Below are 15121 nucleotides of genomic sequence, written 5' to 3'. Positions count from 1 at the left end.
GTTATTGAAGAAAATCAGCTTAATGGGTGCTACAGGGTCGATCGGGACACAAACCCTGGATGTCATTCGGGAACATCCTGAAGAATTTAGACTGACAGCTATGTCTGTCGGCAAAAATATAGAAGAAGCCAGGAAGATGATCACTGAATTTAATCCCAGGCTCGTTTCTGTCCAGCGTAAAGAAGATGCTGAAACATTATCAAGGGAGTTTCCTTCTTCTGTAAAAGTCCTTCATGGTGATGAAGGATTAGTGGAGGTAGCTTGTCACCAGGATGCCGATATCCTTGTGAATGCGGTACTTGGGAGTGTAGGATTATATCCTACCCTTCAAGCCATTGAGGCCGGTAAAACGATTGCGATTGCCAACAAAGAAACCCTGGTGACAGCCGGTCATCTGGTTATGGAAGCGGCAAGGGCCAAAGGGACGTCCCTGCTGCCTGTCGATAGTGAACATTCCGCAATCTTCCAGGCCCTTCAGGGTGAGCGTGAAAAGAATATAGAAAAGTTAATCATTACGGCGTCTGGTGGAAGTTTCAGAGATCGTACGAGGGAAGAATTGGTCGGTGTCACGGTACATGAAGCGTTGAATCATCCAAATTGGTCAATGGGGGCTAAGATTACCATCGACTCGGCATCCATGATGAATAAAGGGTTAGAGGTCATCGAAGCTCATTGGTTGTTCGATATCCCATATGACCGGATAGACGTTGTGCAACACAGGGAAAGCATCATTCACTCGATGATTCAATTTCATGACTCATCTGTCATGGCCCAACTGGGTACACCGGATATGCGTGTTCCCATTCAATACGCCCTTACCTATCCGGACAGGCTTCAAAGACCCGGTAAAAGGCTGGACCTTGTAGAAATAGGAAAACTCCATTTTGAAAAAATGGATTTAGATCGTTTCCGGTGCCTGGCTTTTGCATACGAAGCGGGAAGGATCGGCGGAAGTATGACGACGGTTCTGAATGCCGCAAATGAAGCAAGCGTAGCGCTGTTCCTGGATAATAAAATATCCTTCCTCGACATAGAAACATATATCGAAAAGGCTATGAATGCCCACCAGGTTATACATAGACCTGACCTTGAAACCATACATGAAATAGATCTCGAGACCCGTCGACTCGTTTCAGGTTGGGTGTAGGCAACGGTCTTTAGCATGTTTACACAGTCTGTTACGTAGAATGATAGTGGACATGTTTCTTACTGGATACTTTAACATTTAAATCTGTTACCAACAGGTTATAAAAAAGGTGGTTTTTTATTTGCAAACGGTGATTGCCTTTATTGTTATTTTTGGGGCTTTAGTATTTTTTCATGAACTTGGGCATTTAATCTTCGCTAAACGTGCAGGGATCCTATGCCGTGAATTTGCCATAGGGTTTGGTCCTAAAATATTTTCTTATAAAAAGGATGAAACAACCTACACCATTCGTTTACTGCCTCTCGGGGGCTTTGTACGGATGGCGGGAGAAGATCCTGAGATGGTAGAGCTCAAGGCTGGTCATCGTGTTGGGCTTGTACTCGATCAGCATGAAAAGATCGTTAAAATTGTCATGAATAATAAAGATCGCTATCCTAATATTCGTGTCATCGAAGTGGAAGAAGCAGACCTCGAGCATAGACTTCATATCCGCGGATATGAGGAAGACGAGGAAGAATTGAAAACCTTCCCGATTTCACGGGATGCGGTATTCATTGAAGATGGTGTTGAAACGCAACTAGCCCCATGGGATCGACAGTTCGCTTCCAAGACCCTTCCCCAAAGGGCCTTGGCCATCTTTGCCGGACCATTATTTAATTTCATTTTGGCTTTCTTTATCTTTATCCTGGTCGGTCTATTACAGGGTGTACCAACAAACGACCCGGTACTTGGGGAATTGACTGAAGACGGGGCAGCGAAAGAGGCCGGACTTCAAAAGAATGACATCGTCATGAGTATCGACGGGAAAGAAATTTCCACTTGGGATGATATCGTGACGATTATACAGAAACATCCGGGAGATGAACTGAGATTCAATGTTGACCGGGATGGCTCAAACACTGAAATCCCTGTCACTCCAAAACCTCAGGAAATCGAGGGGAAAGAGATCGGCATCATAGGCGTCCACAGCCCCGTGGAGAAGTCACCACTCAAGGTCGTCTCCAACAGTGCCCAGCAAACCTATGAATGGACCAAAATGATTTTTGTCCTGTTAGGAAAGCTTGTGTCTGGGGAATTTTCCATCGATGCCTTATCAGGACCTGTCGGAATCTATCAATCGACAGATGTCGTAGCGAAATCAGGAATATACTATCTGATGAGATGGGCAGCGATCCTCAGCATCAATCTGGGAATCATGAATTTACTACCGATTCCGGCCCTTGATGGAGGCAGACTGCTATTCTTCGCCGTAGAAGCGGTCAGAGGAAAACCTGTAGATCGTCAAATGGAAGGGATGGTCCACTTCGTCGGATTCGCCCTTCTCATGGTACTCATGCTCGTCGTCACATGGAATGACATACAAAGATTTTTCCTTTAGAATTCAACGAATGAACCAAAACAGGCAGTTTCTCCCTTTGCGATCAAAAAATGAGGGTGTTACTGCCTGTTCATTTAAGTTAAAATAGTGAGAAGGAAATTCTTACACTACATAAATAATTTTACGGTATGAGGTGCTAGTAAATGAAGCAACAAAATACATTCATCCCGACACTGAGGGAAACACCTGCTGATGCGGAAATCAAAAGTCATCAGCTTCTCATGCGTGCGGGATTCATCAGACAAAATGCCAGCGGGATCTATAGCTTTCTGCCGCTGGGAAATAAAGTGTTGAAAAAAGTAGAAGAAATCATTCGTGAGGAATTGGATGCAGCAGGTGCTGTAGAATTGCTTATGCCTGCCCTTCAACCTTCCGAACTCTGGAAGGAATCCGGGCGCTGGGGTACATACGGACCGGAATTGATGCGCATGAATGATCGTCATGATCGTGAGTTTGCTCTTGGAGCCACCCATGAGGAAGTCATCACCAGCTTAGTGAGGGATGAAATTAAATCATACAAACGCCTGCCCCTTACCATGTATCAGATCCAAACGAAATTCCGTGATGAGAAACGTCCACGCTTTGGATTATTGAGGGGAAGGGAATTCATCATGAAGGATGCGTACTCTTTCCATTCGTCATTTGAAAGCCTGGACGAGACGTATGATGCATTATTTAAAGCGTATTCCAACATATTCAGCCGATGCGGTTTGAATTTCAGGGCGGTCATTGCTGATTCAGGTGCCATGGGCGGTAAAGACACACATGAATTCATGGTGCTATCAGAGGTTGGTGAAGATACGATCGCTTATTCCGATTCATCTGATTATGCCGCCAATATCGAGATGGCTGAAGTGGTGGATGCGTACACCGAATCCACCGAAGAGATGCAAGAATTGGAAAAGGTATCAACACCTGACGCCAAATCCATTGAAGAAGTTTCCTCTTTCTTATCCGTAGGGAAGGATCAATGTATTAAGTCGCTTTTATTTAAAGTGGATGATGAATTTGTTTTGGTATTATCCCGTGGTGATCACGAAATCAATGATATTAAAGTGAAGAATCTTTTACATGCAAGCGTGGTTGAGCTTGCTTCAGCTGAAGAAACGAAAGAGGTCACCGGATGCGAAATTGGATCTGTCGGTCCCTGCTCGTCAAATGTGAAGATTGTAGCTGATCAAGCAGTCAAATACATCCGTAATGGTGTTGCAGGGGCGAATGAGTCAGGATATCATTTTACCAAAGTGAATCCTGAACGTGATTTTGAGGTATCCCAGTATGCAGACCTGCGTTTTATTCAAGAAGGGGATCCTTCTCCTGACGGACAGGGGACGATTCTTTTCGCAAAGGGAATAGAAGTGGGACATGTTTTCAAACTCGGAACCAGGTATTCAGATGCTTTAGGAAGCTCATTCCTTGATGAAAACGGCCGGTCTCAATCCGTCATAATGGGCTGTTACGGGATAGGAGTTTCCCGTACTTTAGCTGCGGTTGCGGAACAATTCAACGATGACAGGGGTCTATTATGGCCGACGGACCTGTCTCCATACGACCTTCATTTAATCCCAATCAATATGAAGGATGAAGCACAGGCAACACTGTCGAACGAACTATATGACACCTTTAAAGAAAACAGATATGATATATTAATGGATGATCGGGCTGAACGTCCGGGAGTGAAGTTTGCCGATTCAGACTTGATCGGACTGCCGATCCGCGTAACGGTCGGGAAGAAAGCCGGAGAAGGAATCGTAGAAGTGAAAGTCAGGAAAACCGGTGAAATGCTGGAGGTTCATAAAGATGAACTTCTCTCCAAACTGCAAGAACTATTCAAGACTCTTTCGTAAATCTAAAAGGGCTCGACTTTAAAGGAGGCCATCCTTTTGCTGTCAGCCCTTTTTATTCTGTAAACAATCTGATTCAAGAGTAGAAATGGGGGAAAGGAATATGGAAGAAAAGCCCCTGGGCAAAAGGGAAAGGTTTCAATTGCTGCTGCAACAGTTAGGCTTAACAGAGGATGCCTTTGTGCAGTACTTCAGACATGCGGAAATTGAGAAATTGGCAGTGTACCGCAAGGAAAAGAAATGGCATTTTTACTTCACGTTTGAAGAAATCATCCCTTGTAACGTGTGGAGTAAATTTTCCATTGCACTGCAAACATCCTTTAAACACATTGCCAATGTAAGCTATTCAATCAAAGTGTTGAATCCCAATGTGACGGATCAGCATATTTTAGATTATTGGCAGGACTGTGTAAAAGAAATTCAAGGGATATCACCACCCTTACTAAAATTATTAAATACCCAAAAGCCGAAGATCAATGGAAACAAAATCATTGTTCAGGCTTCAAATGACACAGAAGCGACACAGCTAAAAAGAAAATACGGAGATATCATCACCTCCACTTTCGAAAATTTCGGGTTTCCCAGATTTGTTCTCGATGCCGAGGTAAGTCAAGTGGAAGAACAAAGTAATGAATATGAGAAGTTTTTGGAAGAAAAGCTCAAAGAGGATCAGGAACGAGCAAAACAGGCACTTATTGAAATGGAAAAAGCAGAAAAAGAGGGTCCAAGTGATGCACCGAGTGGGCCATTCATGCTTGGGCTTACGATCAAGGACGATGCTGACTTCCGAAAAATCGAAGAAATTTATGACGAAGAGCGCCGTATCGCCATTGAAGGGTATGTGTTTGACTGTGAAACAAGAGAACTCAGAAGCGGACGCACCCTGCTTACATTCAAGGTGACCGATTACTCAAGCTCGATACTGGTCAAAATGTTCTCCAGGGATAAAGAGGACGCAGCAGTCATGAACAACATGAAAAAAGGTATGTGGGTCCGCTGCCGCGGAAGCATACAAAACGATACCTTTGTTCGGGACCTCGTGATGATTGCCAATGATGTAAATGAAATCAAGCCGGTACTGAGACTTGATACTGCCCCGGCAGATGAAAAAAGAGTAGAGCTGCACATGCATACTCCAATGAGCCAAATGGATGCCGTCTCTTCTGTTGCAAGCCTTGTATCCCAAGCGAAAAAATGGGGCCATAAAGCGGTTGCGATAACAGATCATGCTGTTGCACAATCCTTCCCGGAAGCGTATAACGCAAGTAAGAAAAACGATATTAAACTGTTATATGGTGTGGAAGCCAATCTTGTCGATGATGGGGTGCCGATAGCCTACAATGATCGCGACCTTCCCCTCGAAGACAGCACCTATATTGTATTTGACGTGGAAACGACGGGGCTTTCTGCAGTATACGACACCATCATTGAACTCGCCGCGGTGAAAATTAAAGATGGAGAGGTCATTGATAAATTCGAGTCATTTGCGAACCCTCACCATCCGTTATCTGCCACGACGATTGAATTGACGGGCATTACGGATGACATGGTACAGACTGCTCCCGAGATCAATGATGTCCTTCTCAAATATCATAAATGGGTGGGGGATGATATCCTGGTCGCCCATAATGCATCCTTTGATATGGGATTCTTGAATGCCGGGTATCAAAAAGCCGGTATCGAGAAAGCTTCCAACCCCGTAATTGATACATTGGAGCTTGCAAGACTGCTTTATCCGCAATTTAAGAATCACCGTCTGAATACACTGGCGAAGAAATTCGATATCGAACTGACCCAGCATCACCGCGCCATCTATGATGCAGAAACAACGGGGTATCTCCTTTTGAAGATGTTGAAAGATGCAGTCGAAAAAGGGATCACGAACCATAATCAATTCAATGATTATATGGGGAAAGGTGATGCGTATAAACGATCAAGGCCGTATCACTGTACATTGATTGCCCAGACGGAAGAAGGACTGAAAAATCTTTATAAACTTGTTTCCATTTCTCATATGAATTATTTCTTCCGGGTACCGCGCATTCCGCGTTCCCAACTGCAAAAGTACCGTACGGGAATCCTCGTAGGTTCAGGTTGTGATAAAGGAGAAGTATTCGAAGGGATGATGCAGAAAGGGAAAGAAGAGGTAGAGGAAAAGGCCCATTTCTACGATTATCTGGAAGTTCATCCTAAAGAAGTGTACCAGCATTTGATTGAATTGGATCTCGTGCAAAGTCAGAAAAACCTGGAAGATATCATCCAAAACATCGTTGAGCTGGGAAGGAAACTGGATAAGCCTGTCGTGGCAACTGGTAACGTTCATTATTTAAATGAAACGGATAAAATATACCGGAAGATCCTCGTGGGGTCACAAGGTGGAGCCAATCCATTGAATCGTCATGAACTTCCTGACGTCCATTTTAGAACAACGAATGAAATGCTCGATGCTTTCTCTTTCCTTGGGAAAGAAACGGCAAAAGAGATCGTAGTGGATAATTCGAATAAGATTGCTGATATGGTAGATGTCATTAAGCCGATCAGGGACGATCTCTATACACCGAAAATCGAAGGTGCCGACGAGGAAATGCGCCGGATGAGTTATGCCATGGCGAAAAGCATCTATGGAGAAAATCTCCCGGAAATTGTCGAAGCCAGGATCGAAAAAGAGTTAAAAAGTATCATCGGACACGGTTTCGCCGTCATTTATCTGATCTCTCATAAGCTGGTTAAGAAATCGTTGGACGATGGTTATCTCGTTGGTTCACGTGGATCGGTCGGATCTTCTTTCGTAGCGACCATGACAGAGATCACCGAAGTAAATCCACTGCCACCTCATTACGTCTGTCCGTCCTGCAAGAATTCTGAGTTCTTTGATGATGGGTCAGTCGGATCGGGCTTCGACCTGCCGAATAAGGACTGTCCGGATTGCGGGGTTCCTTATAAGAAAGACGGTCATGATATACCGTTTGAAACCTTCCTCGGGTTCAAAGGAGACAAGGTTCCGGATATCGATTTGAACTTCTCAGGGGAGTATCAGCCGAACGCCCATAACTATACAAAGGTTCTTTTCGGGGAAGACAATGTATATCGTGCAGGTACAATCGGTACAGTGGCGGAAAAGACTGCCTACGGGTATGTAAAAGGATACGCGAATGATCATCAGCTTCAGATCCGTGGAGCGGAAATTGACCGTTTGGTAAGTGGATGCACCGGTGTCAAGAGAACAACCGGGCAGCATCCTGGAGGAATCATCGTTGTACCTGATTATATGGATATCTTTGATTTCTCACCTATCCAATTTCCTGCGGATGATTCGAATTCCGAATGGAAAACGACGCATTTTGATTTCCATTCCATCCATGACAATCTACTGAAGCTGGATATCCTTGGACACGATGACCCTACTGTCATCCGTATGCTTCAAGATTTATCCGGGATCGATCCGAAGACGATCCCTACCGATGATCCTGAAGTGATGAAGATCTTCAGCGGTACAGAATCCCTGGGTGTGACGGAAGATCAAATCATGTGTAAGACCGGGACACTCGGAATCCCTGAATTCGGTACGAGATTCGTCCGACAGATGCTTGAAGATACAAAGCCGACAACGTTCTCCGAGCTGGTCCAGATTTCAGGCCTTTCCCACGGTACAGATGTATGGCTGGGGAATGCACAAGAGCTCATCCATAACAACATCTGTAATCTGAGCGAAGTGATCGGGTGTCGTGACGATATCATGGTTTACCTGATCTATCAGGGACTTGAACCTTCACTTGCCTTTAAGATCATGGAATTTGTGCGTAAAGGAAAAGGTCTGCAGGATGAATGGGTAGAAGAGATGAAGAAGAACGGGGTACCGGATTGGTATATCGATTCCTGCCTGAAGATCAAGTATATGTTTCCGAAAGCCCATGCTGCCGCATATGTATTAATGGCTGTTCGTATTGCATACTTTAAGGTACACCATGCACTGCTTTACTATGCCGCTTATTTTACCGTTCGTGCGGAAGATTTTGATATTGAAGCGATGGTAAGAGGATCACAGGCTGTAAGAGCCAAGATCGAGGACATCAATAGTAAAGGCCTGGATGCATCACCGAAAGAAAAGAATACGTTAACGGTTCTGGAGTTGGCACTGGAAATGTGCGAACGGGGCTATAAATTCCAGAAAGTTGATCTGTACCGTTCAGCGGCTGCTGAATTTGTGATCGATGGAGATACTTTGATCCCGCCGTTCAACTCCATACCCGGACTTGGAACCAATGCTGCCATCAATATTGTGAACGCAAGACAGGATGGGGAATTTCTATCTAAAGAAGATCTTCAGCAAAGGGGCCGCGTGTCCAAGACCATTATCGAGTATCTGGATAATCACGGATGCCTGGAAGCATTGCCGGATAAGAACCAATTATCTCTGTTCTAAGACTGATATCATGGGAATTGTTTGCATAAACATGTTGATTATGGTATATTTTTATTGGAAATACTAAAGATAGCTCTAAAGGTAGAAGAGTGGGGTCGCACCCCACTCTTTCGTTATTACATGGACATTTTTTGAACTATCATTTCTAGTCTTGGTGCACGATTTTCATATAGACCAGGAGGTAAGTATGAGCAAAATAACAACACTAGTAGAAGAAATTGTTACACCAATCTTAGACGACATGTCTTTGGAACTCATTGATATGGAATATGTTAAAGAAGGATCCAATTGGTTTCTTCGCATATTCATCGACAAGGATTCCGGTGTTGACATTGAAGAATGCGGAATAGTAAGTGAAAGACTTAGTGAAAAGTTAGATGAAATTGACCCAATTCCTCATAATTACTTTTTAGAAGTTTCTTCACCGGGTGCTGAACGTCCTTTAAAGAAAGACAAGGACTTCGAAAAAGCCATCGGCAAAAATGTTTATGTGAAAACATATGAGCCATTGAACGGCGAAAAAGCATTCGAAGGAACACTTCTTTCCTATACTTCAGACCAATTATCATTAGAAGTAACCATTAAGACTCGAAAGAAGAAGGTTGAAATTCCAACAGATAAGATAGCCATCGCACGACTGGCTGTTACATTTTCATAGGAACTAACCGCACTATAAAGGGGGATGAAACCACCATGAGCACTCAGTTATTAGATGCTCTAACTGTTTTAGAGAAAGAAAAAGGCATTGCAAGAGATGTCATCATTGAAGCCATTGAAGCGGCACTTGTGTCAGCTTATAAACGAAATTTCAACCAGGCACAAAATGTCCGTGTAGACCTTAACCTTGATACGGGGACGATGAGAGTCTTCGCCCGTAAGGAAGTCGTGGATGAAGTGTTCGATTCCCGTCTTGAGATCTCCGTCGAAGATGCCGGTGAAATCAACCCAAGCTACGAAGTGGGAGACGTTGTTGAACTTGAAGTGACTCCTAAGGATTTCGGACGCATTGCCGCTCAGACGGCTAAACAGGTTGTGACCCAGCGAGTGAGGGAAGCAGAGAGAGGAATTATCTATTCCGAATTTGTGGACCGGGAAGAAGACATCATGACTGGTATCGTTCAACGTCAGGATAATCGATTCATCTATGTGGCCTTAGGGAAGATTGAAGCCCTCCTGCCGGTGAGTGAGCAAATGCCTAACGAAACATACAAACCTCATGACCGGATCAAGGTGTTCATCACAAAGGTCGAAAAGACGACAAAAGGTCCTCAAATCTTTGTTTCACGAACACACCCGGGCTTATTGAAGCGACTATTTGAAATCGAGGTTCCTGAAATATTTGACGGAACGGTAGAAATCAAATCGGTTGCACGCGAAGCCGGGGACCGTTCCAAAATTTCGGTTCACGCAGAAAACCCTGAAGTGGATCCAGTAGGTGCGTGTGTGGGTACCAAAGGTGCCCGTGTACAGGCGATCGTGAACGAACTAAAAGGTGAAAAGATCGATATCGTCCAGTGGTCGGAAGATCCCGTGACATTCGTAGCCAATGCTTTAAGTCCTTCTAAAGTACTGGATGTACAGGTGAATGAAGAAGATAAGGCAACCAGAGTCGTGGTTCCTGACTATCAACTGTCACTTGCAATCGGTAAACGTGGTCAAAACGCTCGTCTTGCAGCTAAATTGACAAACTGGAAGATTGATATCAAGAGCGAAACAGATGCACGCGAATTAGGATTATATCCTCGTGAAGAGGCATTTTTGCCTCAGGATGAAGAGGACGAGTATGACAACGAGCCTTTAAATATTGATTTCGAAAATCAAGATTAAGAGGTGGGCATGATGGGTGTAAATAAGAAGATCCCCTTGCGCAAATGTGTGGCAACGGGTGAAATGAAGCCGAAAAAAGAAATGATACGGATTGTCAGGTCTAAAGAAGGGGAGGTTTCCATCGATCCTACCGGTAAGAAATCAGGACGTGGAGCCTATCTCTCGAAGGATAAAGACGTCATTTTATTAGCTAAAAAGAAAAATACTTTAGCCAATCAATTACAAGCGAAAATAGATGAATCTCTTTACGATGAATTGATTAGCCTTGTAGAGAAGGAGTAACGTTTAGCGTATGAATCAGAATCGTTGGATGTCACTTTTAGGATTGGCGAATCGGGCACGTAAGATTATTTCAGGTGAAGAGCTTGTTATTAAAGAAGTTCGTAGTGGACGAGCGAAACTTGTCATTCTTTCCAAAGATGCTTCTGCTAATACAAACAAGAAAATCACGGACAAATGTAAATCGTATCATGTCCCGGTATGCTTAGTGGAAAACAGGCATGACTTAGGTCAAGCCATTGGAAAAGAGGCAAGGGTGGTCGTCGCGGTAATGGATGCCGGCTTTGCCAAAAAATTATCCGAACTGCTCGATTGAATCTCAGTGGGGGTGAACATATGAGCAAGATGCGTGTATATGAATATGCAAAGAAATACAATGTTTCAAGTAAAGATGTGATCGAAAAATTAAAGCAACTGAATATTGAGGTATCAAACCATATGGCAACTATAGAAGATGACGCAGTAACAAAATTAGATGCAATGTACAAAGGGGATTCAAAAGGGCAGGGGAATAAAGCCACGAAAGAATCTAATTCAAGTGCATCCAAGTCAGACGAAGCTCCGAACAAGGAAAAAGTAAAGACAGCACCGAAAAGTCGTGAAGGAAAAAAACACGATCAACAGAACCAATCAAAGGAGAAGAAGGTCTTCAATAATAATAATAACAACAACAAAAACAGAAATAACAAACAAAATAAGCAAAACAAAAATTTCAAACAGGCTCCTCAACAGCAAACGCCTGCGAAGAAAAAAGAGCTTCCATCAAAGATCACATTCTCAGAATCACTGACGGTTTCAGAACTTGCCAAAAAGCTTCACAAAGAACCATCTGAAATCATCAAAAAACTATTCATGCTTGGTGTCATGGCAACCATCAATCAGGAATTGGATAAAGATTCGATTGAATTGATTGCAGGGGAATACGGAGTCGAAGTGGAAGAAGAGATCAAGGTAGACGCGACCGATCTTGAAGTGTATTTCACTGAAGATACAGAAGAGCAAACAGAAGAACGTCCATCTGTCGTCACCATCATGGGTCACGTCGATCATGGTAAAACAACGCTTCTCGACTCAATCCGCAACACGAAAGTGACAGCAGGGGAAGCTGGCGGAATCACCCAGCATATCGGTGCTTATCAAGTTGAAGTGGAAGGAAAGAAAATCACATTCCTTGATACTCCTGGGCATGCTGCTTTCACGACTATGCGTGCACGCGGTGCCAAAGTGACGGACATTGCTATCATCGTAGTAGCTGCCGATGACGGTGTGATGCCTCAAACGGTTGAAGCAATCAACCATGCGAAAGCGGCTGAAGTTCCGATCATCATTGCTGTCAATAAGATGGATAAAGAAGCTGCCAACCCGGATCGTGTCATGCAGGAATTGACAGAATACGAATTGGTTCCTGAAGCATGGGGTGGAGACACAATCTTCGTTCCATTATCTGCATTATCTGGTGAAGGAATCGACAACCTGCTTGAAATGATCGTTCTTGTAAGTGAAGTGGAAGAGCTTAAAGCAAATCCGAATCGTCTTGCACAAGGAACAGTCATTGAAGCTCAATTGGACAAGGGCCGTGGCTCGGTTGCGACTTTACTCGTTCAAAATGGAACGTTAAAAGTAGGGGATCCAATTGTAGTAGGTAATACATTCGGGCGTGTCCGTGCTATGGTCAATGACCTTGGTCGCCGTGTGAAAGAAGCAGGCCCTTCTGCTCCTGTAGAAATCACGGGATTGAATGATGTTCCTCAAGCAGGGGATCGCTTCGTCGTATTCGAGGATGAGAAAACAGCTCGTTCCGTTGGTGAAGCCCGTGCATCACAGGCGCTTCAAGCCCAGCGTGGAGAGAAATCTAAGGTAAGTCTTGAGAACCTGTTCGAACAAATGAAACAGGGAGAAATGAAGGATCTTAACCTTGTGCTTAAAGCGGATGTTCAAGGATCGGTTGAGGCACTGGCCGCTTCATTAATGAAGATTGAAGTGGAAGGTGTTAATATCCGGATCATCCACACAGGCGTAGGGGCGATCAATGAATCTGATATTACACTGGCGTCCGCTTCAAATGCCATTGTAATCGGATTTAATGTGCGACCTGACGTCAATGCCAAGCGTACTGCCGAAGCAGAGGGTGTAGAAATTCGATTGCACCGCATTATCTATAAGGTAATGGAAGAGATCGAAGCAGCCATGCAAGGGATGCTTGACCCTGAGTTTGAAGAGAAGATCATCGGTCAGGCGGAAGTGCGTCAAACATTTAAAGTGTCTAAAGTCGGTACGATTGCGGGAAGCTATGTAACAGAAGGTAAGATTTCTCGCGATAGTGGAGTTCGTCTGATTCGTGACGGAATCGTTATCTTTGAAGGGGAACTCGATGCCCTTAAGCGCTTTAAGGATGATGCAAAAGACGTAGCCAGAGGTTACGAATGTGGAATTACAATCAAGAACTTCAATGATGTGAAGGAAGGCGACGTCATCGAAGCCTTCATCATGGAGGAAATTACACGTAAATGATCACATATGTTGAATGTGAGTGCATGATTTATGACTCTCACTCATTAAAAGATAAGCGGGCCGTCCTGCAAAGGGTCATGTCACGTCTTAAACAAAAATTCAATGTATCGGTTTCTGAAATCGGACATCAGGATGTATGGCAGCGTACAAGGATTGCCATCGTCACTGTGGCTTCTTCCAAAGGAGCGAGTGAAAGAGAGATTGAACATGCATTGAAATTCATGGATTCTTTTCCTGAGTGGGAACGACTGGAAACCCAAATCGAGTCACTATAAGGAGCGCCTTATATCAACGTATAACCATTAACGACATATAAGAGGTGATATTGATGAGCCATCGTGCGAATCGTGTTAGCGAGCAAATGAAAAAAGAGCTCAGCGATATTATCGGACGAAAAATAAAGGATCCACGTATTGGCTTTGTAACGGTTACAGATGTTCAAGTATCCGGGGACTTACAACAGGCAAAAGTGTATATTACCGTTCTGGGTGGGGAAGACCAAAGAGAGAATACTCTTAAAGGTCTTGCAAAGGCAAAAGGTTTCATCCGTTCTGAAGTGGGACAGAGAATCCGCCTGCGTAAAACACCTGAAATTATTTTTGAGTTTGATGAATCGATTGATTATGGTAACCATATTGAATCTTTATTAAGAAAAGTTCAAGATGAACCAGAAGAGTCTAAAGATACAGAAGAGTAATAAGAAAGGGCTGATCCGGACGGAAGTACAATTCCAGAGGATCAGCCCTTTATGTTTTATAAATATGGACTAAATACAATACATACAGGAGGAAATATAGATGAATGGTATCCTGCCCTTATGGAAGCCAAGGGGAATGACGTCCCATGATTGTGTCTTTAAGTTAAGGAAACTCCTCAGAACTAAAAAAGTCGGCCATACCGGTACCCTGGACCCTGAAGTCTCGGGTGTCCTGCCCATTTGCATCGGGAGGGCAACCAAGATAGCGGAGTATATAACAGCATCCGGAAAGACCTATGAAGGAGAAGTCACGATCGGGTATTCCACCACAACTGAAGACGCTTGGGGAGAGAAGGTTGAAGAAAAGAAGGTGGACCGGATCATCAGAAGGATGGAGGTCGAAGAAATCCTGCAAAGTCTGACTGGGGACATCATCCAGACCCCTCCAATGTTTTCGGCAGTCAAAGTGAATGGAAAGCGATTATATGAATATGCGAGACAGGGCATAGAAGTCGAAAGACCTTCAAGGACTGTGCACATCCACAAGCTGCAATTACTGGAGGAGTGGAATGAGTTAGACGTTGATCATCCTTCATTCACCTTTGAAGTGGTGTGTGGGAAAGGGACTTATGTAAGGACGCTTGCCGTTGAAATCGGGAACGGTCTGGGGTATCCGGCTCATATGTCCGCCCTTACGCGTACGCAATCAGCCAGTTTTAGAAAAGAAGATTGTTTCACGTTTGAACAGATACAAGAGTTTGTTCAGAATGAAGATCCGCAAAACCTTCTTCTTCCACTGGAGATGGGGCTTTCTCATTTGCCGAAAATGCCGATTAGTGATACATTAGCAGAGAAAGTGAAGAACGGAGCACGCCTTGAAGAGCCTGAGGACTGGCAGGACGGTTCCGTAGTGATGGAGCATAAAGGCAAGGCCATCGCCATTTATCAGAGGCATCCTGACAAGCCTGGGATCATCAAGCCTGTCAAAGTGCTTTTCAACGACTAGTGAAAAAGG

General features: G+C 44.1%; 12 protein-coding genes. All 12 read left to right on the top strand.

The features are described from left to right. Positions 1 to 4 precede the first annotated feature (4 nt). A complete protein-coding gene (gene dxr, locus N5C46_RS04780; RefSeq protein ID WP_261751141.1) occupies positions 5 to 1147 on the top strand; it encodes a 1-deoxy-D-xylulose-5-phosphate reductoisomerase in 1143 nt (380 codons plus the stop codon). Positions 1148 to 1268: 121 nt separating this feature from the next. Next, positions 1269 to 2525, top strand: coding sequence for an RIP metalloprotease RseP (rseP, locus tag N5C46_RS04775; RefSeq protein WP_261751140.1), 1257 nt, complete (start codon positions 1269 to 1271; stop codon positions 2523 to 2525). Between the two features lie 143 nt (positions 2526 to 2668). Continuing rightward, entirely contained in the window at positions 2669 to 4372 is a 1704-nt protein-coding gene (locus N5C46_RS04770) for a proline--tRNA ligase (protein WP_261751139.1), read from the top strand. Between the two features lie 100 nt (positions 4373 to 4472). Further along, positions 4473 to 8792, top strand: a complete 4320-nt coding sequence (locus tag N5C46_RS04765; RefSeq protein WP_261751138.1) for a PolC-type DNA polymerase III — start codon at positions 4473 to 4475, stop codon at positions 8790 to 8792. Positions 8793 to 8979: 187 nt separating this feature from the next. Further along, positions 8980 to 9450: a ribosome maturation factor RimP gene (gene rimP, locus N5C46_RS04760; RefSeq protein ID WP_034760152.1), complete on the top strand. Its 471-nt coding sequence runs from the start codon at positions 8980 to 8982 to the stop codon at positions 9448 to 9450. A 35-nt stretch (positions 9451 to 9485) separates the two neighbouring features. Next, positions 9486 to 10619 (top strand): transcription termination factor NusA, encoded by a 1134-nt coding sequence (gene nusA / locus N5C46_RS04755; protein ID WP_079531429.1) that lies wholly within the window; start codon positions 9486 to 9488, stop codon positions 10617 to 10619. A 12-nt stretch (positions 10620 to 10631) separates the two neighbouring features. Beyond that, positions 10632 to 10901, top strand: coding sequence for an RNase P modulator RnpM (rnpM, locus tag N5C46_RS04750; RefSeq protein ID WP_034760146.1), 270 nt, complete (start codon positions 10632 to 10634; stop codon positions 10899 to 10901). 10 nt (positions 10902 to 10911) lie between these two features. Beyond that, entirely contained in the window at positions 10912 to 11214 is a 303-nt protein-coding gene (locus tag N5C46_RS04745) for a YlxQ family RNA-binding protein (RefSeq protein WP_061809956.1), read from the top strand. Positions 11215 to 11234: 20 nt separating this feature from the next. Continuing rightward, complete coding sequence (infB, locus tag N5C46_RS04740; RefSeq protein ID WP_261751137.1) at positions 11235 to 13409, top strand: translation initiation factor IF-2; 2175 nt, start codon at positions 11235 to 11237, stop codon at positions 13407 to 13409. Then, positions 13406 to 13684 (top strand): DUF503 domain-containing protein, encoded by a 279-nt coding sequence (locus N5C46_RS04735; protein ID WP_060669665.1) that lies wholly within the window; start codon positions 13406 to 13408, stop codon positions 13682 to 13684. The genes infB and N5C46_RS04735 overlap by 4 nt, the downstream gene beginning before the upstream one ends. 53 nt (positions 13685 to 13737) lie before the next feature. Continuing rightward, complete coding sequence (gene rbfA / locus N5C46_RS04730; RefSeq protein ID WP_060669663.1) at positions 13738 to 14106, top strand: 30S ribosome-binding factor RbfA; 369 nt, start codon at positions 13738 to 13740, stop codon at positions 14104 to 14106. Between the two features lie 100 nt (positions 14107 to 14206). Further along, positions 14207 to 15112, top strand: coding sequence for a tRNA pseudouridine(55) synthase TruB (truB, locus tag N5C46_RS04725; protein WP_261751136.1), 906 nt, complete (start codon positions 14207 to 14209; stop codon positions 15110 to 15112). Positions 15113 to 15121: the final 9 nt, after the last annotated feature.

Origin of the sequence: Rossellomorea vietnamensis, assembly GCF_025398035.1 — a bacterium.
GTDB lineage: Bacteria > Bacillota > Bacilli > Bacillales > Bacillaceae_B > Rossellomorea > Rossellomorea vietnamensis_B.
This window is presented reverse-complemented; position numbering and strand designations above follow the sequence as displayed.

Excerpts from the sequence above, each read along its gene's own strand:
- N5C46_RS04770 (WP_261751139.1), top strand. The coding sequence starts at position 2,669 with ATGAAGCAACAAAATACATTCATCCCGACACTGAGGGAAACACCTGCT.
- N5C46_RS04765 (WP_261751138.1), top strand. The coding sequence starts at position 4,473 with ATGGAAGAAAAGCCCCTGGGCAAAAGGGAAAGGTTTCAATTGCTGCTG.
- rimP (WP_034760152.1), top strand. The coding sequence starts at position 8,980 with ATGAGCAAAATAACAACACTAGTAGAAGAAATTGTTACACCAATCTTA.
- nusA (WP_079531429.1), top strand. The coding sequence starts at position 9,486 with ATGAGCACTCAGTTATTAGATGCTCTAACTGTTTTAGAGAAAGAAAAA.
- rnpM (WP_034760146.1), top strand. The coding sequence starts at position 10,632 with ATGGGTGTAAATAAGAAGATCCCCTTGCGCAAATGTGTGGCAACGGGT.
- N5C46_RS04745 (WP_061809956.1), top strand. The coding sequence starts at position 10,912 with ATGAATCAGAATCGTTGGATGTCACTTTTAGGATTGGCGAATCGGGCA.
- infB (WP_261751137.1), top strand. The coding sequence starts at position 11,235 with ATGAGCAAGATGCGTGTATATGAATATGCAAAGAAATACAATGTTTCA.
- N5C46_RS04735 (WP_060669665.1), top strand. The coding sequence starts at position 13,406 with ATGATCACATATGTTGAATGTGAGTGCATGATTTATGACTCTCACTCA.
- rbfA (WP_060669663.1), top strand. The coding sequence starts at position 13,738 with ATGAGCCATCGTGCGAATCGTGTTAGCGAGCAAATGAAAAAAGAGCTC.
- truB (WP_261751136.1), top strand. The coding sequence starts at position 14,207 with ATGAATGGTATCCTGCCCTTATGGAAGCCAAGGGGAATGACGTCCCAT.